The sequence below is a fragment of the Actinosynnema sp. NPDC049800 genome (genome assembly GCF_040656635.1).
Classification (GTDB): Bacteria; Actinomycetota; Actinomycetes; order Mycobacteriales; family Pseudonocardiaceae; genus Actinosynnema.
In genome coordinates this window covers 23,567-40,677 of sequence record NZ_JBFAMT010000050.1, presented here as the reverse complement: position 1 = coordinate 40,677, position 17,111 = coordinate 23,567, and the positions used below count along the sequence as shown (strand labels likewise).

At 73.1% G+C, this 17,111-nt stretch carries 16 protein-coding genes; 10 read left to right on the top strand and 6 right to left on the bottom strand.

The window, feature by feature from the left end; genetic code table 11:
• Positions 1 to 46 precede the first annotated feature (46 nt).
• The 5 genes from AB0I91_RS35490 to AB0I91_RS35470 all read left to right on the top strand — a co-directional run bounded on the left by AB0I91_RS35490 (position 47) and on the right by AB0I91_RS35470 (position 6,366).
• Complete coding sequence (locus AB0I91_RS35490; RefSeq protein WP_499617898.1) at positions 47 to 1,072, top strand: ABC transporter substrate-binding protein; 1,026 nt, start codon at positions 47 to 49, stop codon at positions 1,070 to 1,072.
• 409 nt (positions 1,073 to 1,481) lie between these two features.
• Positions 1,482 to 4,478, top strand: coding sequence for a nitrate- and nitrite sensing domain-containing protein (locus AB0I91_RS35485; RefSeq protein ID WP_499640845.1), 2,997 nt, complete (start codon positions 1,482 to 1,484; stop codon positions 4,476 to 4,478).
• Positions 4,475 to 4,897, top strand: a complete 423-nt coding sequence (locus tag AB0I91_RS35480; protein WP_053721145.1) for a roadblock/LC7 domain-containing protein — start codon at positions 4,475 to 4,477, stop codon at positions 4,895 to 4,897. The genes AB0I91_RS35485 and AB0I91_RS35480 overlap by 4 nt, the downstream gene beginning before the upstream one ends.
• 47 nt (positions 4,898 to 4,944) lie before the next feature.
• Positions 4,945 to 5,541, top strand: coding sequence for a GTP-binding protein (locus tag AB0I91_RS35475; RefSeq protein WP_498783393.1), 597 nt, complete (start codon positions 4,945 to 4,947; stop codon positions 5,539 to 5,541).
• A gap of 72 nt (positions 5,542 to 5,613) precedes the next feature.
• The gene (locus AB0I91_RS35470) at positions 5,614 to 6,366 is read left to right on the top strand and encodes a class I SAM-dependent methyltransferase (RefSeq protein WP_498783395.1); all 753 of its coding nucleotides are present in this window, start codon (positions 5,614 to 5,616) and stop codon (positions 6,364 to 6,366) included.
• On the opposite strand, the gene AB0I91_RS35465 is transcribed toward AB0I91_RS35470, so the two are convergent.
• From AB0I91_RS35465 to AB0I91_RS35450, 4 genes are all read right to left on the bottom strand, one after another.
• Complete coding sequence (locus tag AB0I91_RS35465) at positions 6,320 to 7,870, bottom strand: diguanylate cyclase domain-containing protein (RefSeq protein WP_499640843.1); 1,551 nt, start codon at positions 7,868 to 7,870, stop codon at positions 6,320 to 6,322. The two genes, AB0I91_RS35470 and AB0I91_RS35465, sit on opposite strands and share 47 nt — an antisense overlap.
• A gap of 88 nt (positions 7,871 to 7,958) precedes the next feature.
• The gene (locus AB0I91_RS35460; protein WP_498783398.1) at positions 7,959 to 8,423 is read right to left on the bottom strand and encodes a hypothetical protein; all 465 of its coding nucleotides are present in this window, start codon (positions 8,421 to 8,423) and stop codon (positions 7,959 to 7,961) included.
• Positions 8,389 to 9,021 (bottom strand): RNA polymerase sigma factor, encoded by a 633-nt coding sequence (locus AB0I91_RS35455; protein ID WP_498783400.1) that lies wholly within the window; start codon positions 9,019 to 9,021, stop codon positions 8,389 to 8,391. The genes AB0I91_RS35460 and AB0I91_RS35455 overlap by 35 nt, the downstream gene beginning before the upstream one ends.
• Before the next feature lie 218 nt (positions 9,022 to 9,239).
• Positions 9,240 to 10,442, bottom strand: a complete 1,203-nt coding sequence (locus tag AB0I91_RS35450; protein WP_499640841.1) for a S8 family peptidase — start codon at positions 10,440 to 10,442, stop codon at positions 9,240 to 9,242.
• Positions 10,443 to 10,518: 76 nt separating this feature from the next.
• Between AB0I91_RS35450 and AB0I91_RS35445 the strand changes: the two genes are divergently transcribed.
• The 4 genes from AB0I91_RS35445 to AB0I91_RS35430 are packed head-to-tail and all read left to right on the top strand — an operon-like array spanning position 10,519 to position 14,363.
• A complete protein-coding gene (locus tag AB0I91_RS35445; protein ID WP_499640840.1) occupies positions 10,519 to 13,134 on the top strand; it encodes a CHAT domain-containing protein in 2,616 nt (871 codons plus the stop codon).
• Between the two features lie 25 nt (positions 13,135 to 13,159).
• On the top strand, positions 13,160 to 13,489 hold the full coding sequence (locus tag AB0I91_RS35440; RefSeq protein ID WP_499618700.1) for a TfoX/Sxy family protein: 330 nt from the start codon (positions 13,160 to 13,162) through the stop codon (positions 13,487 to 13,489).
• A 36-nt stretch (positions 13,490 to 13,525) separates the two neighbouring features.
• Positions 13,526 to 13,954: a nucleoside deaminase gene (locus AB0I91_RS35435; protein ID WP_498783437.1), complete on the top strand. Its 429-nt coding sequence runs from the start codon at positions 13,526 to 13,528 to the stop codon at positions 13,952 to 13,954.
• Positions 13,955 to 14,012: 58 nt separating this feature from the next.
• A complete protein-coding gene (locus AB0I91_RS35430) occupies positions 14,013 to 14,363 on the top strand; it encodes a hypothetical protein (RefSeq protein ID WP_498783407.1) in 351 nt (116 codons plus the stop codon).
• 12 nt (positions 14,364 to 14,375) lie between these two features.
• On the opposite strand, the gene AB0I91_RS35425 is transcribed toward AB0I91_RS35430, so the two are convergent.
• Complete coding sequence (locus AB0I91_RS35425) at positions 14,376 to 14,735, bottom strand: STAS domain-containing protein (RefSeq protein WP_498783409.1); 360 nt, start codon at positions 14,733 to 14,735, stop codon at positions 14,376 to 14,378.
• Positions 14,736 to 14,793: 58 nt separating this feature from the next.
• A complete protein-coding gene (locus AB0I91_RS35420) occupies positions 14,794 to 15,882 on the bottom strand; it encodes a carboxylate-amine ligase (protein ID WP_499640837.1) in 1,089 nt (362 codons plus the stop codon).
• A gap of 99 nt (positions 15,883 to 15,981) precedes the next feature.
• Between AB0I91_RS35420 and AB0I91_RS35415 the strand changes: the two genes are divergently transcribed.
• Positions 15,982 to 16,944: a DNA topoisomerase IB gene (locus AB0I91_RS35415; protein WP_498783413.1), complete on the top strand. Its 963-nt coding sequence runs from the start codon at positions 15,982 to 15,984 to the stop codon at positions 16,942 to 16,944.
• Positions 16,945 to 17,111: the final 167 nt, after the last annotated feature.

Genomic DNA, 17,111 nt, shown 5'->3' with positions numbered 1-17,111 from the left:
GCATCCTGCCCCCGCAAAGTCTTCACTCCAACAGGAGATGCCCCCCATGACTCGAAGAGTCGGCCTCTCGGCACGAAGGATCTTCGGCGTTGTCTCCGCGGTCGCGATGCTCGCCGTCGTCTCCGGCTGCGGTCTCCTCGGTGGCTCCGAGGAGAAGCCCACCGACGCCGCCGCCGCACCGGGCAAGGTCGAAAAGGCCAAGATCACCCTTGGCCTGCTCCCCATCCTCGACGTCGCGTCGGTCCACGTCGCGATCCAGAAGAAGTACTTCCAGGAGGAGGGTCTCGAGGTCGAGATCAAGATCATCCAGGGTGGCGCCGCGGCCATCCCGGGCTTGATCAACGGCGAGCTCGACATCACCTTCGGCAACTGGGTGTCGTTCTTCGGTGCCGAGGCGAAGGAGACGGCCAAGGCCGTCGACGGGCTCAAGCTGGTCAGCGACGGCTACCAGGCCAAGCCGGAGATGTTCCTGATCCTCGCGAAGGCCGACTCGCCGATCAAGTCGCCCAAGGACCTCGAGGGCAAGACCATCGCGATCAACACGTTCCGGAACATCGCCGAGCTGACCGCGAAGGCCACGCTGGAAGCCAACGACGTCGACCCCTCCAAGGTGACGTTCAAGGAGTTCGCGTTCCCCGACATGGAGGCCGCGGTCCAGAACGGCACGGTGGACGCCGCCTTCATGGTGGAGCCGTTCATCAGCCGGGCCCAGCGGTCCAGCGGCCAGATCACCGTGCTCGACGCGGCGTCCGGCCCCACCGCGGACATCCCGATCGCGGGCTACGCCACGACCGGGAAGTTCGTGAAGGAGAACCCGAACACCGTCGCCGCGTTCCAGCGCGCGATGGCGAAGGGCCAGCGCGACGCGGCGGACCGCCCCACGGTCGAGCCGCTCCTGGTCGAGTACGCGAAGGTCGACAAGGAAACCGCCAGCCTCGTGCACTTCGGCGAGTTCCCGACCACGCTCGACGCCACCCGCCTGCAGCGCGTGGCGGGTCTGATGCGAACCTACGGCTTGCTGGAGAAGGACTTCGACGTCAAGCCGATGTTGGTCGCCGCGTCAGGTAGCTGATCCCGCGGGGAGCCCGTCGTCGGGGCCGGGCTCCCCCGCGGGTGTTTCCCGCTCGGGTCGAGGGCGTGAAAAATCCATGAACGCCGGTTAGCGATCGTTTAGCGCGCCCACCTGTGGCCCGCGCGACAATGGTTGATTTGCAAACTACCGGCGACCTCGTCCGAACGGCGGTATGACTCGGCGGGTTTTTCCACCAAGATCCACCGGGTTTGTAGGGAAGTGTCGTTTCACCGGGCTGGGGAGTGTGCTGACGGTGCGCGGTCACGACGACCACGCCTCCGGGAGAGATCCGGAGCGGATTCAACTCGACACGGGTGCCGCTGGAAGCGGTCCACCCGACTCGGGGCCCAGCACAGGCGCCGTGCCCGGCGACCGGGGAGTGTCCCGGTGGCGGCTGCGGAACTGGCGCTTGCGCAGCAAGTTGGCCGTGGTGCTCCTGGTGCCCGCGCTGAGCACGCTGACCCTCGCCGGGCTGAGGTTGAACACCCAGCTGGACGACGTGGAGCTGTTCGGCCAGGTCCAGCGGGAGCTCCAGCTGTCCGCCCAGGTGGCGGCGGTGTCCGACGCCCTGCAGCTGGAACGCGACGCCGCGGTCTGGTTCGTCGCGGGCGGTCGCCAGGAGAACGCCCCCGAGTTCCAGACGCGCTCGAGCAAGGTCGACACCGAGGTCGGCAGGCTGCGCGACGTCGCGGCCTCCACGACCGGCGTCGACGACGCGGTGCGCGAGGCGTTCCAGAAGTCGTTGCAGGCGCTGGACGGCCTCAACGCGCTGCGGAACACGGTGACCACCACCAAGTACCCCGACATCTCGGTGCACAGCGCCTACGGCCAGGTGCTGGCCGCGCTGGCGCAGGTGCACCGCGCGACCGCGAGCAGCCTGAGCAACGAGACGATCACCCCGCTGGCCGGCGCCAACCTCGCGCTCTACTCCGCGAAGGAGCAGCTGACGCAGCAGAACTCGATCCTGCTGTCGACGGCCAAGCGCGGCGAGTTCGCGCCCGGCCAGGCCAACGCGCTGCGCGCGGCGCAGTCCCGGCTGGACGCGGCGCTCACCGACTTCGCGGTCACCGCGAGCCAGGAGAACCGGCAGCTGCTGTCGGACACCGTGACCGGCACGCCGGTCGACGCGCGCAACAGCCTGGTGCAGCTGGCGCTGGTGCAGCAGGCCGACGCCGGCGAGGTGTCCATTTCGGACGGCGACGTCATGGCGGTCGGCGAGGAGACCGCGGCGCTGCTGCGGCAGGTGTCGCAGGACCTGGAGCGGCAGGCCGACCAGGCCTCGATCGACCTGACCGAGGCGGCCCGCGCGTCCGCGTGGCGCGACGCGGCGCTGGTCGCCGTCGCGCTGGTGATCGCGTTCGCCCTCATGGCCTTCGTCGCCCGCTCGATGCTGACGCCGCTGCGCGTGCTGCGCCGCACCGCGCTGGACGTGGCCCGCAACCGCCTGCCGGACGCGATCAAGCGGATCCGGACGCACCGCGACCCGGCGCGCGCCGCGGAAGAGGCGCTGGTGCCGGTGCCCATCAACACGACCGAAGAGGTCGGCCAGGTGGCCCGGGCGTTCGACGCCGTGCAGCGCGAGGCCGTCCGCCTGGCGGTCGAGCAGGTGGCGCTGCGCGCGAACGTCAACGACATGTTCATCAACCTGTCCCGGCGCTCGCAGGCGCTGGTCGAGCGGCAGATCACCGTCATCGACCGGCTGGAGCAGGACGAGCAGGACCCCGACCAGCTGGCCAGCCTGTTCGAGCTGGACCACCTGGCCACCCAGATGCGCCGCAACAGCGAGAACCTGCTGGTGCTCTCCGGCACCACGGTCAACCGCCGCGTCACCCGGCCGGTGCCGATCTCCGAGGTGCTCGGCGCCGCGGTGTCCGAGGTGGAGAAGTACGCCCGGATCCAGATCGCGCCCGCGCCGGAGCTGAAGGTGCAGGGCCGCGTCGTCAACGACCTCGCGCACCTCATCGCCGAGCTGCTGGACAACGCGACCGCGTTCTCCAAGCCCACCACCAAGGTCACCGTGCGGGCGATCGAGACCCGGCGCGGCGAGGTGTCCATCCGCATCCACGACCGCGGTGTCGGCATGCAGGAGCAGGACGTGATCGAGGCCAACACCAAGCTCGCCGACCCGCCCGAGGTCGACGTGTCGGTGGCCCGCGAGATGGGCCTGTACGTGGTCGGCCAGCTCGCCAAGCGGCACAACATCCGGGTCACGTTGAGCAACAACGACGACATAGAGGGTGGCGTCACGGCGCAGGTCGTGCTCCCGATGGACCTGCTGCACCGCGGTCCCGAGCCGCTCGCGCCCCGGCCGGTGCCCGCCGCGCTGCCGCAGCGCCAGGCCGCGCCGCAGCTGGAGGAGAGCGGTGTCGGCGTGCTCGCGGGCGTGCCCAAGTGGACGCCGGAGATCGCGCCCGGCGGCTACGCGCCGCTGGAGCTGCCCGCCTCGACCGGACCTCAGGTCGTGCACACGCACGAGGCCGAGCCCAACGGGTACTTCCAGGTCGAGCAGACCCCGGTGGACGACCTGTTCACCGCCACCGTGACGGAGACCGTGCCGCCGCCCGGCGAAGAGGTGCCGGACTACTCGTACCCGCCCTCGGCCGCGCGGCCACCGGCGCCCGAGCCGGCCGCGGTCGAGCGGGAGGAGGACGACGCCTCCACCCAGCGGCTGCCGATCTACGAGGACGTGCTGTCGCGCTGGTTCCAGGGCGGCGAGGCCGAGGGCGGCGTGGTGCGCGGCGAGGTCGACCACCAGCCGTCCGCCGTGCCGCCGGAGACCGCGTCCGAGCGGACGATGTTCGCCGACCGCGCCGAGCTGATGGGCACCGACGGCGGCCACGTCGGCACGGCGTCGGAGCAGACCGCGTACACCGACCGGTCCGACCTGATCACCCCGCCGCCCGCGCCGACGACCAGGCCGAAGCCGCCCGAGCCGCGCGGCTCGACCCCGGCCGGCCTGCCCAAGCGCGAGCCCGCGCCGTCGGCGATCCCGTCCTCCGGCGCGTCGGCCGGTCCCGGCTGGGGCGCGGCGGCGGACGACAGCTGGACGCGGGCGACCAGCGCGCTCAAGGCGCCGGTGGACGACACGACCACCGCGGGCCTGCCCAAGCGCGTGCCCAAGGCGCGCCTGATGCCCGGTTCGCTGTCCGCGCCCTCCTCGCGCGGCTCGGCGCCCGCCCCGGCGGCGGCGCAGCCGTCGGCGAACGGCGCCACGTCGGCCGGCGTGGCCACCGCCGTGCCGCCGCGCAGGTCCGCCGACCGGTTGCGCCAGCGCTTCGCCACCTACCAGCGAGGTGTGCAACTCGGCCGCCAGGCGGGCGATGACGCCGGCATGCCGTGGGAAGGCGTGTCGTTCGACGACAACACCCCCGCCAACGGCGGGAATCAGACCAAGGAGCAGAAGTGACCACCGCAACCGAGGAACTCGAGAACTTCAGTTGGCTGGTCGATGACTTCGTCGCCCGGGTCGCGGGCGTCGCGCACGCGATCGTGGTCTCCGCGGACGGCCTGCTGCTCGCGTCCTCGGAGCGGTTGCCGATCGACCGCGCCGAGCAGCTCGCGGCCGTCGCGTCGGGCCTGGTGAGCCTGAACCTCGGCGCGGCGCGCTGCTTCGAGGCGGGTGACGTCAAGCAGACCGTGGTGGAGATGGAGCGGGGCTACCTGTTCCTGATGTCCATCAGCGACGGCTCGTGCCTGGCCGTGCTCGCGGCGCCGAACTGCGACATCGGCCTGATCGGCTACGCGATGACGCGGCTGGTCGAGCGGGTCGGCGTCCAGCTCACCCCGGAGATCCGCTCGCAGTTGCACGTCGCCATGCGCGGCTGAGGTCCCACCACCCGGCGAGGTCCTACTACTAGGGAAAGCAGAGCAACATGAGCGGTGGCGCTCCCGACCGGCCGGGGTCACCCGCGGCGAGCCTGACCGTCACGTCGACGAAGATCGTGGTGGCCGGCGGGTTCGGTGTCGGCAAGACGACCTTCGTCGGGTCGGTGTCGGAAATCGTGCCGCTGACCACCGAGGCGGTGATGACCGAGGCCAGCGTCGGCGTGGACGACCTCTCGGCCACGCCCAACAAGATGACCACCACGGTGGCCATGGACTTCGGCCGGGTGTCGCTGGACAGCGACCTCATCCTCTACCTGTTCGGCACACCCGGTCAGCACCGGTTCTGGTTCATGTGGGACGACCTGGTGAAGGGCGCGATCGGCGCGGTCGTGCTGGTGGACACCCGCCGGTTGGCGGACGCGTTCGCCTCCATCGACTTCTTCGAGGACCGCGAGCTGCCGTACGTGATCGGCGTGAACTGCTTCGACGGCCTGCTGCACCACCGCATCGAGGACATCCGGGAGGCGCTGACGATCGACGAGTCGGTGCCGATCGTGCCCTGCGACGCGCGCAACCGGCAGTCGACCAAGCAGACGCTCATCACGCTGGTGCAGCACGCGATGCGGCAGCCGATGTTCGCCTGACCCACCCCGCGCGACGGGCCGCGGCCGGAAATCCGGTCGCGGCCCGTCGCCGTGCGGGCCACACTCGCCCGAATGGCAGATTCTTTCGAGGACCCGGACCTGGCCGCCTACTACGACCTGATCAACCAGTTCGGCGACGACGACCGCTTCTACCTGGAGCGGGTGCTGGCCGCGGACGCCGTGCTCGACGTGGGCTGCGGCACGGGCACGCTGCTCAAGGCCGCCCGCGCCAGTGGGCACACCGGTCGGCTGGTGGGGCTCGACCCGGCCGAGGGCATGCTCCTGCAGGCGCGGCGCGACCCGGGCGTGGAGTGGGTGCGCGGCGACCTCGGCACGGTCGCGTTCGACGGTGAGTTCGACCTGGTCGTGATGACCGGTCACGCGTTCCAGATCTTCCTCACCGACGACGAGGCGCGCGCCCAGTTCACCGCGATCCGGCGGGCGCTCAAGCCGGACGGGCGGTTCGCGTTCGAGACCCGCAACCCCGGCGCGCGGGCGTGGGAGCGGTGGACGCCCGAGAACGGCACCGACATCGTCGGCCCCGACGGCGAGCGGGTGCGCGTCGAGCACTTCGTGGAGAGCGTCGAGGACGGGCTCGTCACGATGACCGAGACGTTCAGCAGCCCGGACTGGCCGCACCCCCGCGTCGACCGCGGCACGCTGCGGTTCACCGACGCCGACCACCTCGACGCGCTGCTGCGCGAGACCGGCTTCGACGTGGCCGAGCGCTACGGCTTCTGGGACCGCGCGCCGCTCACCGACACCAGCCGCGAGATCATCACGATCGCACGACCAGGTCCGCTCCCGGCAGGCGACCGTCGCTGACGACCAGCGCGCCGGCCGCCCGCACCAGCGGCAGCACGGCGGACAACGCCTGGTGCGCCAACGCCTCCCCGGTCGGCAGGGCCGGTTCCACGGCGTGCAGGCCGTGCCGCTCCACCGCGGACAGCTCCGGCAGGCCGAACGTGACGTCGTGCAGCAGCAGGCGGACCCCCATGCCGCCCAACGCGACCAGGTTGTCCTCCAACGCGTCCAGGTCCTCGGCCGGTGCGGACAGGCACCGCGCGGACAGGCTCAGCCACAGCAGCTCCGGCGGCAGCCCCGAGGAGCGCAACGCCTCGGCGACCGGCGCGGTCAGGTCCGGGTCGCGCGACTGGTCCGGCGACAGCCGCACGAGCACCGGCAGCCCTTCGGCCGCGGCGAAGGCGCACGCCTCGTCCAACACCCACTCGGCCAGCTGGCCGCTGAGCCCGAGCTCGTCGGCGAACCGCAGGCACTCCTCGTGCGACACCGGGCCGTACTCCGCCTCGTGCCACCGCAGCCGGGCCGCCACCGCGACCCGTTCGCCGTCCCGGTCGACCGGCGGGTAGTCCAGCGCGATCTCGCCGTTCTGCAACGCGCCGGGCATGGTCGCCACCAGCGACAGCCGGGCGCGGTCGCGGGCGTCCCGCCCGGCGTCGTAGATGCCCCACTGGCCCTTGCCGCCGCTCTCCGCGCGGCGCAGGGTGCTGTGCGCCTGCCGCAACAGCGCCATCGCGTCGGACCCGCGCGCCGACGTGCGCACGAATCCCATGCCCGCGGACACGCCGACGCCGTGCCCGGCCAGCCGCACCGGCTCGACCAGCGCGGCCTCGATCGCCTCGGCCAGCGCGGGGATGCCCGGCGTCGTGGGCGAGTCCTCGATCAGCACGACGAACTCGTCGCCGCCGATGCGCGCGACCGTGGCCTTCTCCTCCTCCGCCACCACCGCGGTCAGCCGCCGCGCCACGACCCGGAGCAGCTCGTCGCCCGCCTCGTAGCCGAGGCCGTCGTTGACGATGGCGACGCCGTCCACGTCCAGGTAGCACAACGTGATCGAGCCCGGCCGGCCCAGCGCCTGCTCCAGCCTGGGCAGGAAGCTCTGCCGGTTCGGCAGCCCGGTCAGCACGTCGTGCAGGGCCTGGTGGCGCAGGTAGTCGCGCAGCACCCGCTGCTCGGTGGTGTCCTCGACCACGGCGACGTGCCAGCGCGGCCGGCCGTCGGCGTCGCGCACCACCGACAGCGCCACCTCGGTCCACATCGGCTCGCCGGCCGCGTCGGTGAACCGGCGCTGCGTCCTGACCTCGTCCGCGGCGGACGGCGTGGCGGTGAACAGGGTCGCCAGCTCCTCCGGCGGCAGCATCGCCTCCAGCGCCGGGTTGGCGCCCACCAGCGCGCCGCGGGCGTCGAAGATCGCGATGCCCGCCGTGGAACCGACGAAGACCTGCCGGAACAGCTCCGGCAGCGCCCACGCCTCGACCGCCGTGGGAGCGCTTCCCCCGGCGGTGGTGACGCGGACTGGCTCGGTCATGGGTGGGTGTGCGGCGGTGGGTGAAGATCAGGTCACCGCGCATCTTCCGGACCCGTGGCCACCGGCGTCAAGGTTTCACCGGATCGGGTTAAACACACACCCAGTCGGTCATCACCGTCGTGCCGCCGACCTCGCAGCGGAACCGGACGGGTCCCGACGGCGGCGGGCCGAGCAGGAACATGCCCAGCTCGTCCAGCTCCGCCTCCTCCACCGGCCCGGTCGCGGTGACGAGCGCGACCCGGCCCGGCCCCGCCGGCAGCACCTGGCCCGCGACACCCGCCTCGGTCACCTCGACCTGCACCGACACGCCGTCTGCGTCGAACACGAGCTGCCGCGCGGTCTGCGTCGCCCGCGCCCGGCCCGCCAGCTCCGCGTCCAGCACGGAGTCGTAGCTGGTCAGGGCGATCAGCTCGGCGTCGACCGTGCGCCACGCGAACGCCGCCCGCGCGGCGTCGAGCAGGTGCTCGGGCACGTCGCGCTCCTCGGCGAGCGCCTCGCCGAGCTCGCGCAGCAGCACCTCATCGCTTTCCCACCCCGGATCGTCCCTCAACACCGACCACACCTCCTCCGCCCACCGGCCGCGGCTCGACCAGCTTCAGCACCGCGGGAGTCTTGCGCAACTTCTCCAGGCACCTGATCCGGGTGGGTCCGATGCTGCCCACCGGCATCGCCAGCTGCTCGGCGAGGACCGCGTAGCTCGGCGGCGGGTCGGCCATGAGCCTGGCCAGCAGCACCCGGCACGGCTCCGACAGCGAGCGGAATCCCTCGCGCAGCGCCTGCCGCCGCTGGGCGGCCTCCAGCTCCTCGTCCAGGTCCGCGACCGCGTCGTCCGGGCTCGCCGGCTCGTCCTCGGACCGCGGGTCGTACGGCAGGGTGCGCTGCTGGACCCGCAGCACCCGCAGGCACTCGTTGCGGGCGGTCGTGGCGATCCAGCCGGGCAGCGCGTCCGCCTCCCGCAGGTTGCCCAGCTGCTCCACGAGCCGCAACCACACGGTCTGGTGCACGTCCGCCGCGTCCGCGTGCCGCAACCGGTGCCGGTGCACCACCGCCAGCACCAAGGGCGAGAAGCGCGCGACGATCTCGTTCCACGCGCGCTGGTCGCCCTCCGCCGCCGCGCTCACGAGCGCGCCGATCGGCGAAGCAGGGGTCACGTCCCCTCCTCTGGTCCAGGGGATGCTGCGCCTCCGCCCCGGTCTGCGCCGGCGCGGACCCCAGCCGGGTCACGGACTTCGGATTCTTCGCTGCCACACACTACGGAGTCGCGACCGGGTCGCGAGATACAGCGTTGACGGCCGCTGCTTCGCGGACGGCGGCCCGGTCGCCTGGAAGCCGACCTCGCGAGGCGTCGGGCCGGGTCCGCGTGATCGGCCTACTCGACCAGCACCCCGTAGCCGGGGAAGAACTCCGGTCGACCGACCAGCAGGTGGTCGCGGGCCTGGACGGCGGTCAGGCCGCGCTCGGTCATCGTCGCGGCGATCCGCCCGGCCACGTGCGGCGCGGCGAACGAGGTGCCCAGCCAGTAGGCGAACCGGTCGAAGACGTCCACCGGCAGGCCCGGCAGCTCCCACCGGCCCTTGAGGAACGTGCTGGTCCGGTTGCCGACCGCGCACGCGTCGACCCAGTGCCCGTGGTTGGCGTAGCAGGCCGGCGCACGGCTGCCGTCGCGCTCCTCGGCGACCCCGGACACGGCGACGACGCCGGGCAGCGCCGCCGGCCAACTCGGCCGCGTGGTGCCCTGGTTGCCCGCCGAGGCCACCACGACGACGTCGCGCGGCAGGCCCGCGAGCGCCCGGCGGATCGGTTCGGAGGCGGTGTCGTCCTGGGTGAAGCAGCCCATCGAGACGTTGACGACCTGGACCTTCTCGTCGAACGACGACAGCGCCCGGGCGAACTGCTCCTCGGTGCCGAGACCGTTCGGGTCCAACGCCTTCTCCGGGTCGAACCGCACACCCGGCGCGGCTTGCCGGACCACGCCCGCGACGAACGTGCCGTGGCCGCCTTCGAGGGCGAACACGTCGGTGTGCCGGTAGGCGGCGTCGACCTCGTCCGCCTTGGGGACGAACGCGTCGCCGAGCCACCGCGGGTGGTCGATCGCGGCGCTCGCCGAGATGCCCGTGTCCACGATGCCGACCACGACGCCGCGGCCGAGGTCGGTGCTCGCCGGGTCCGGGTCCTTCAGCGGCGAACCGACGCGCGGCGGCTCGCCCGGGTTGCCGTGCATGTTGCCGCCGTGCCCGACGAGCACGTGGTGCGGCTGCACGTACGGCGTGCGCTCGCCGGGCCACTGGGCCGGGTCGCGCAGCAGGCGGACGATCTCCGGGATGTCGTCGGAATCGCGGGCCAGCACCAGCCGGGCCATTCCGGCGAAATCCCGGCCGCGGGAGTTGCCGATGTTGTTCTGCGCGAGTTTCCGGGCGACCCGGTCGACGTCCTCGGGAATGGTCAGCAGCTCACCGGCGACGAAGAGGAATTCCCGGCCGCGCTCGGGGTGGAGGCGGTAGCTCTTGTGGTCGCGGATGGCCTGTTGGAAGGCCTCCTGGTAGAGCCCGGAGCGATTCGATGGTTCGGACACCGAGGCCTCACAGCGACGTCGACGGGTGCCGGGTGTGAGCAAGCTACCACAGCCGACTTGGTAATAAGGTGGGTTCGTGGCAGGGGTTTCCGCCGCCGCAGCGCTGGAAGCCCGGCAGCGGGACCCGCGGGCGGCCATCGAGATCGGCCGGTCCGCGCTGCGGGCGGCGCGGGCTTCCGGCGACGACGAGGAGGCCTCCGCCGCGCAACGCGCGATCGGTCTCGCGTTCCGCGAGTTGCACGAGTTCGACGCGGCGCTGCGCCACTTGCGCCATTCCGTGCGCATCGCCGAACGGGCGGGATCGGCGCGTTCGGCGGCACTCGCCCGGATGAGCCTCGCGTTCGTGCTGTCGAACACCGGGCGGCACGCCCAGGCGTTGCGCGCGATCAACGCGGCGCTGCCGAACCTGCGCGGCGTGGACGCGGGCAGCGGCCGGATGCAACGCGGCCTGGTGCTGCACTACCTGTGCCGGTACGACGAGGCGTTGCGCGAGTACAACGCCGCGATCGAGGTGGTGCGCCGGTTCGGCGAGCGGCTGGTGGAGGCGCGGGCGCTGAACAACCGCGGGCTGCTGCGCGCCTACACCGGCGGCCTGCGCGCGGCGGACGAGGACTTCGACCGCGCGGCCGCGCTCTACCGGGACCTCGACCAGGCGCTCGCCGTGGCCGACGTGCGGTGGAACGCGGGCATCTCCGCGTCGCGCGCGGGCGACGTGCCGCGGGCGTTGACGATGTTCGCCGAGGCCGAGCGGGAGTACCGGCGGCTGGCGGTGCCGCGGCCCGCGCTGCTGATCAACCGGCTGGAGCTGCTGGTGTCCGTGCCGCTGCTGGAGGAGGCGCGGGCGGCGGCCGACCGGGCGTTGGGCGAACTGGGCGGCGACCTGGTGCTGGCCCGGTCGGAGGCGTTGTTCTACCGGGCCAGGATCGCGTTGCTGGAGGGCGACCTGGACCGGGCCGTGGAGATGGCGGTGGCCGCCCGCAAGGGCTTCCGCCGCGAGAAGCGCGAGGTGTGGGCGGAGGGCGCGCGGCACGTGGAACTGCGCGCGGCCTACCTGAGCGGGCAGCGGACCAGGGCGCTGGTGACGGCGTTGACCCGGGTGGCGGGCCGGCTGGACGCGCTGGGGTGGCGGATGGCGGGCCTGGAGGCCCGGGTCGACGGCGCGCTGGTCGCCCGCGACCTCGGCGACCGCTCGCGCGCCGTGGCGGAGCTGACCGCGGCGGGTGCGGCCCGGCGCGGCGGACCGGCGGCGCACCGCGTGCAGGGCTGGTACGCCGAGGCGTTGCGGCGCGACCTGCTCGGCAACACGCGCGGCGCGCAGATCGCGTTGCGGCGCGGGTTGGCGCTGCTCGACGAGTACCGGGTGTCCCTGGGCGCGACGGAGCTGCGGGCGTTGAGCGGGGCGCAGGGCGCGGCGCTGGCGTCGGAAGGCCTGCGCACGGCGGTCGCGGGCGGCCGGGCCGGACGGGTGCTGAGCTGGGCGGAGGCGTGGCGCGCCGGCGCGCTGCGGATGACGCCCGCCCGGCCGCCGGAGGACTCCGGGCTGGCCGACGCGCTGGCCGAGCTGCGCGCCGTGACGGCGGACCTGGAAGCGGCGTCCACGGCGGGGCGGCCGACGGCGGCGCTGCGGCAGCGGCAGGTGCGCGGCGAGCAGCGGGTGCGCGAGCTGACCCGGCGCACCGGCGGCGGTGGCGCGGTGTTCAAGCCGCCCGCGGTCGGCGAGCTGGCCCGGGCGCTGGGCACGTCGGCGTTGGTGGAGTACGTCGACCACGACGGCGAGCTGCTGGCCGTGGTCGTGGCGGGCGGCCGGGCGTCGCTGCACCGGCTCGGCCCGGCGGCCGGCGCGCTGCGCGAGCTGCGGCTGCTCCGGTTCGCCCTGCACCGGCTCGTGACGCTGCCCGATCACGTCGACCGCACCCCGGTGCGCGCGGGCGCCGAGCACGCGGCCCGGTTGCTGCAGAACCGGCTGCTGGAACCGTTGCGGCGGCGGCTCGACGACCGTCCGCTGGTGCTCGCGCCGACCGGCCTGCTCGGCGGCCTGCCGTGGTCCGCGCTGCCCGCGTGCCGCGGCCGCGCGGTGACCGTGGTGCCGTCGGCGACGGTGTGGCTGCGTGCGGCGACGTCCGAGCTCGTGTCGCACGACCGGGTGGTCCTGGCGGCGGGTCCGCGGTTGCCGGCCGCGCCGACGGAGATCACCGCGATCGCGTCGCTCGGCCCGGTCCGGCCCTCGGTGCTGGTGGGCGGCGCGGCGACGGTGGACGCGGTGGCGTCGGCGATGGACGGCGCGCCGCTGGCGCACGTGGCCGCCCACGGCTCGTTCCGCGCGGACAACCCGCTGTTCTCCGCGCTGGAACTGGCCGACGGCCCGCTCACCGTCTACGACCTCGAACGGCTGCGCACACCGCCCGCGCGGGTCGTGCTCTCGGCGTGCGACTCGGGCCTGTCGGCGGTGCGACCCGGCGACGAGCTCATGGGGTTCACCGCCGCGCTGCTCGGGCTCGGCACGCGCACGCTGGTCGCGCCGGTCATCCCGGTGCCAGCCGAGGTGACCACGCCGCTGATGGTCGACCTGCACCGCAGGCTCGGCGCGGGCCACCCGCCCGCGGAAGCGCTGGCGGGCGCGCAAGAGGCGCACCGGGACGACGGCGACGTGGCGTTCGCCGCGAGCGCCGGGTTCCTGTGCTTCGGCGCATGAGGATCGAACAGGGGAGGACCGGGAGATGGCGTTCGACGAGCACCTGGCCGAACGGATCCGCGACGAGGTCGGCGACCTGCCCGGCCTGAGCGCCAAGCGGATGTTCGGCGGCGTCGCGTTCCTGCTGCACGGCAACATGCTCGTCGGCGTGATGGGCGACGACCTGATCGCCCGCGTCGGCCCCGACGCGGCCGGGGAGTGCCTCGCCCTGCCCGGGACGCGGGTCTTCGACCTGACCGGCAAGGTGATGCGCGGCTGGGTCGTGGTGGACGGCTCCGAGCTGGACGAGGACTCCGGCCTCACCGACTGGATCGGCCGGGCCCGCGAGTTCGTCGAGACCCTGCCGCCCAAGTAGGTTGGCGCCGTGGACAAGAGCGCGGACGCACGGGACATGCTGGCGGTGGCGGTGGCCGAAGCGCGCGCCGGGCTCGCCGAGGGCGGCATCCCGATCGGCGCGGCCCTGTTCGCCGCCGACGGCACGCTCCTGGGCCGCGGCCACAACCGGCGGGTGCAGGACGGCGACGCCTCCACCCACGCCGAGACCGCCGCGTTCCGCGCCGCGGGCCGCCGGGCGAGCTACCGCGACACCGTCATGGTCACCACGCTGTCACCCTGCTGGTACTGCAGCGGGCTCGTTCGCCAGTTCGGGATACCCCGGGTGGTGATCGGCGAGGCCCGGACGTTCCACGGCGGTCACGACTGGCTCGCCGAGCACGGTGTCGAGATCACGCTGCTGGACGACCAGGCGTGCGTCCGGCTGATGACCGACTTCATCGCCGCCAAGCCCGAGCTGTGGTTCGAGGACATCGGCCAGGATTAACGCGCCGCGCCGCACGGCGACACAATCCCGACACGGGCCGACGCCACCATCGGCGGGCATGGAACCGTGGCACGTCGACGAAACACTGGCCTCCCTGGTGCTGGCCGAGGGCGCGGTGGCGGTAGAGGTGCCGGCCAGCTGGGGCGCCGAGGTCAGCACCCACCTCCGCTCCGCCGGACCGCTCGGGCCGATCCTCGCCGTGCCCGGTCCCCGGCTGCGCTGGCTGTTCCTCGCCAGACCCGACCCGGAACCCGTGGCGGGGCACGTGCCGCCGCCCGACGTCCGCTACTGGCACGGCCCGCGGCGCGTCCCGGCGGCCGAATCGCGGTGGGTGGTGCCCCCGGCGGGCGCACTGCCCCCGGTGGGGGCGGTGCGCTGCGCCATCAGGACGGTCCGCCGGTTCTGGTAGGGCGACGGCGGCCTAGAACCGGTCCAACGCCTCTTGCACGGAACCGACGACGGTGAACACCGAGCTCAGCCCGGTCGCCTCGATCGGCCGCTGCGTCGCCCGGCTGGTCGCCACCAGCACCAGCGGCACGCCGAGCGCGCTCGCCCGCTGACTGCCGACGACCAGCGACTCCAGCCCGGCCGAACCGAGGAAGCGCACCCCACCGAGGTCCACCACCACACCGCGCACGTTCTCGACCAGGTGCTCCGTGAGCGGCCTGGTCAACTCCTCCGCGCTGCTCGTGTCCAACTCGCCCGACACGTGCAGCACAACCACGCCGTCCGCGGGTCTGTCGACCCGAACGGAAGCGAGCGTCGCCGCGGGTTCTGGCACGCCGGTACTCCTCTCACTCAGCGACGCCGGCGCGGCGTCGAATCCTTCACGGTAGACCTCAACGGCCGTCGTCGACCGTTTCAGCCAAGATGAGGTCGACCAGCCCGCGCGCGTCCGGCGAGCCGCCGAACGCCCGGCGCTGGCGCGCGGCGCCGCTGCCGTGCGCGCCCAGCCAGGCCAGGTGATCCTCCACAGTGGACAGCGCGGAGGCGTCCTCGAGGGCGTTCGCGCACCACGACACCAGTTCGGCCACGCGATCCCGGGCCGGCACCAGGTTGCCCGTGCTCGGGTCGACGGCCAAGCCGTCCACGCCGTCGCGCGCGGCCCGCCAGTACGCGGCGCGCAACATCACGTCATCCACCCGTTCGGGTTCCCCCGACTCGGCGGCGGTGCGGGCGAACGCCCGGATGACCTCGGCGATGACGACCGCCTCGCGCGCCGTCATCGGGATGTCCGAGACCCGCACCTCAACCGTGGGGTGCTGCGCGGACGGCCGCACGTCCCAGTAGACCATCCCGGTGTCGAGCAGCACCTCCGTCGACTCCAGCGCCCCGACCAGCCGGTCGTACTCGGCGGCGGAACCCAGGTGCGGCGGCGGGCCGCTGATCGGCCACCGCGACCACACGATCGTGCGCCAACTCGCGTAACCCGTGTCCTCGGCCTGCTCGATCGGGGAGTTCACGCTCAACGCCAGCAACGTCGGCAGCCACGGCCGCAGGGCGTTCGAGACCCGGACCGCGACGTCCCGGTCCGGCACGCCCACGTGGACGTGCATCCCGCACACGCCCTGACCGCCGATGATCGCGCGGTGCGAGTGCTCCATCATGCGGTAGCGGCGGTCGTCCGTGCCCGGCGGCGGCCCCAGCGTGCCGATCGGCGGAATCGCCGAGGCCAGCAGCCGGCATCCCGCCGCGTGCGCGGCCTTCGCCAGGTGGAGGCGACCGCCGACGACCTGCTCCGCCAACTCCTCGGCGGTCGTGCACACCGGCGTGGCGACCTCGATCTGGAACGGCGTCAGCTCCCGTTGCACGTCGTGGCCCGCGCCGGCGTGCTGCGCGACCGAGTCGGCCAGGGGCACGGGTCGGCGCGACTCCGGGTCGACGAGGAGGAACTCCTGTTCGACTCCCACGGTCCACGGCTGTGTCATGCCGGTCCCATACCCAGTTGGCCCGGGTTTCAACCACGGTGTTGTGAATCGTTCGGGTGGTCCGCGTTTCACCGGGTCGCGGTCGGGAACCTGGGCGCTGTGAGATTGCGCCGCAGTGATCCGTCCGGGCCCGGTTGGCGTCGCCGTGCCCGTGGGCGGGGGTTCAGCTACGTCGACGCCGACGGCGAGCCGCTCGACGCCGAGTCCGTGGCGCGGATCAAGGCCCTGGTCATCCCGCCCGCGTGGCGCGACGTGTGGGTGTGCCCGCACCCGAACGGCCACATCCAGGCGGTGGGCACGGACGCGGCCGGGCGGCGCCAGTACCTGTACCACGAGCGGTGGCGGCAGGACCGGGACGAGGAGAAGCACGACCGGGTGCTCGTGCTGGCGCCGTTGCTGCCGGGGTTCCGGGCGGAGGTGGCGCGGGAGCTGAGCGGGCGGGGGCGGTCGCGGCGGCGGGTGCTGGCGGTGGCGTTGGCGGTGCTGGAGCGCGGGGTGTTCCGGGTCGGGGGTGAGACGTACGCGGCGGACAACGGGACCCACGGGGTGGCGACGTTGCTGTGCTCGCACGTGGCCGTTCGACGGTCCACTGTGGAGTTCTGCTACCCGGCGAAGGGCGGGATCGAGTTCACGACGGTGGTGGAGGACGAGGCGTTGGCGCGGGCCGTTCGGGGGTTGCTGCGGGGGCGGGGCGGGGACGAGCGGCTGCTGGTCGACTCGCGGGGGTGCGCGGTCGGGTCGGACGACGTGAACGAGCGGTTCAAGGAGCTGGTGGGGTCGGAGTTCTCGGTGAAGGACCTGCGGACGTGGCACGCGACGGTGTTGGCCGCCGCGGCGTTCGCGAGGGAGGGCCGGCCGGAGTCCGCGCGGGGGCGGAAGCGGGTGGAGGCGGCGGTGGCGCGGGAGGTGGCCGAGCACTTGGGGAACACGCCGGCGGTCGCGAGGAAGTCCTACATCGACCCGCGGGTGGTGCGGCTGTACCACGAGGGGGTGATGATCAGACCGAGGACGGCTGATCGTGAGACAGTGGAACGGGCCGTGCTGCGGATGCTACGGAGGTGAGATCCCCTCATGTGCACCATTTCCGCAGGTCGGTCGGTCGTCCGGTCACACTTTCGAGTGATCAACGGCCAAAAATGTACGGAAACACCGTTACCGCACCTCGGTTAAAACCATGAGGAGCCCTCGCCAACCACCCATCCACCTTCACCCACCCCACCCACTACATC

What these genes read in the sequence shown, in the direction of transcription:
- AB0I91_RS35430 (WP_498783407.1), top strand. Translation starts at nt 14,013, where the DNA reads ATGGAACCGTGGCACGTCGACGAAACACTGGCCTCCCTGGTGCTGGCC.
- AB0I91_RS35470 (WP_498783395.1), top strand. Translation starts at nt 5,614, where the DNA reads ATGGCAGATTCTTTCGAGGACCCGGACCTGGCCGCCTACTACGACCTG.
- AB0I91_RS35440 (WP_499618700.1), top strand. Translation starts at nt 13,160, where the DNA reads ATGGCGTTCGACGAGCACCTGGCCGAACGGATCCGCGACGAGGTCGGC.
- AB0I91_RS35435 (WP_498783437.1), top strand. Translation starts at nt 13,526, where the DNA reads ATGCTGGCGGTGGCGGTGGCCGAAGCGCGCGCCGGGCTCGCCGAGGGC.
- AB0I91_RS35490 (WP_499617898.1), top strand. Translation starts at nt 47, where the DNA reads ATGACTCGAAGAGTCGGCCTCTCGGCACGAAGGATCTTCGGCGTTGTC.
- AB0I91_RS35475 (WP_498783393.1), top strand. Translation starts at nt 4,945, where the DNA reads ATGAGCGGTGGCGCTCCCGACCGGCCGGGGTCACCCGCGGCGAGCCTG.
- AB0I91_RS35420 (WP_499640837.1), bottom strand. Translation starts at nt 15,882, where the DNA reads ATGACACAGCCGTGGACCGTGGGAGTCGAACAGGAGTTCCTCCTCGTC.
- AB0I91_RS35465 (WP_499640843.1), bottom strand. Translation starts at nt 7,870, where the DNA reads ATGACCGAGCCAGTCCGCGTCACCACCGCCGGGGGAAGCGCTCCCACG.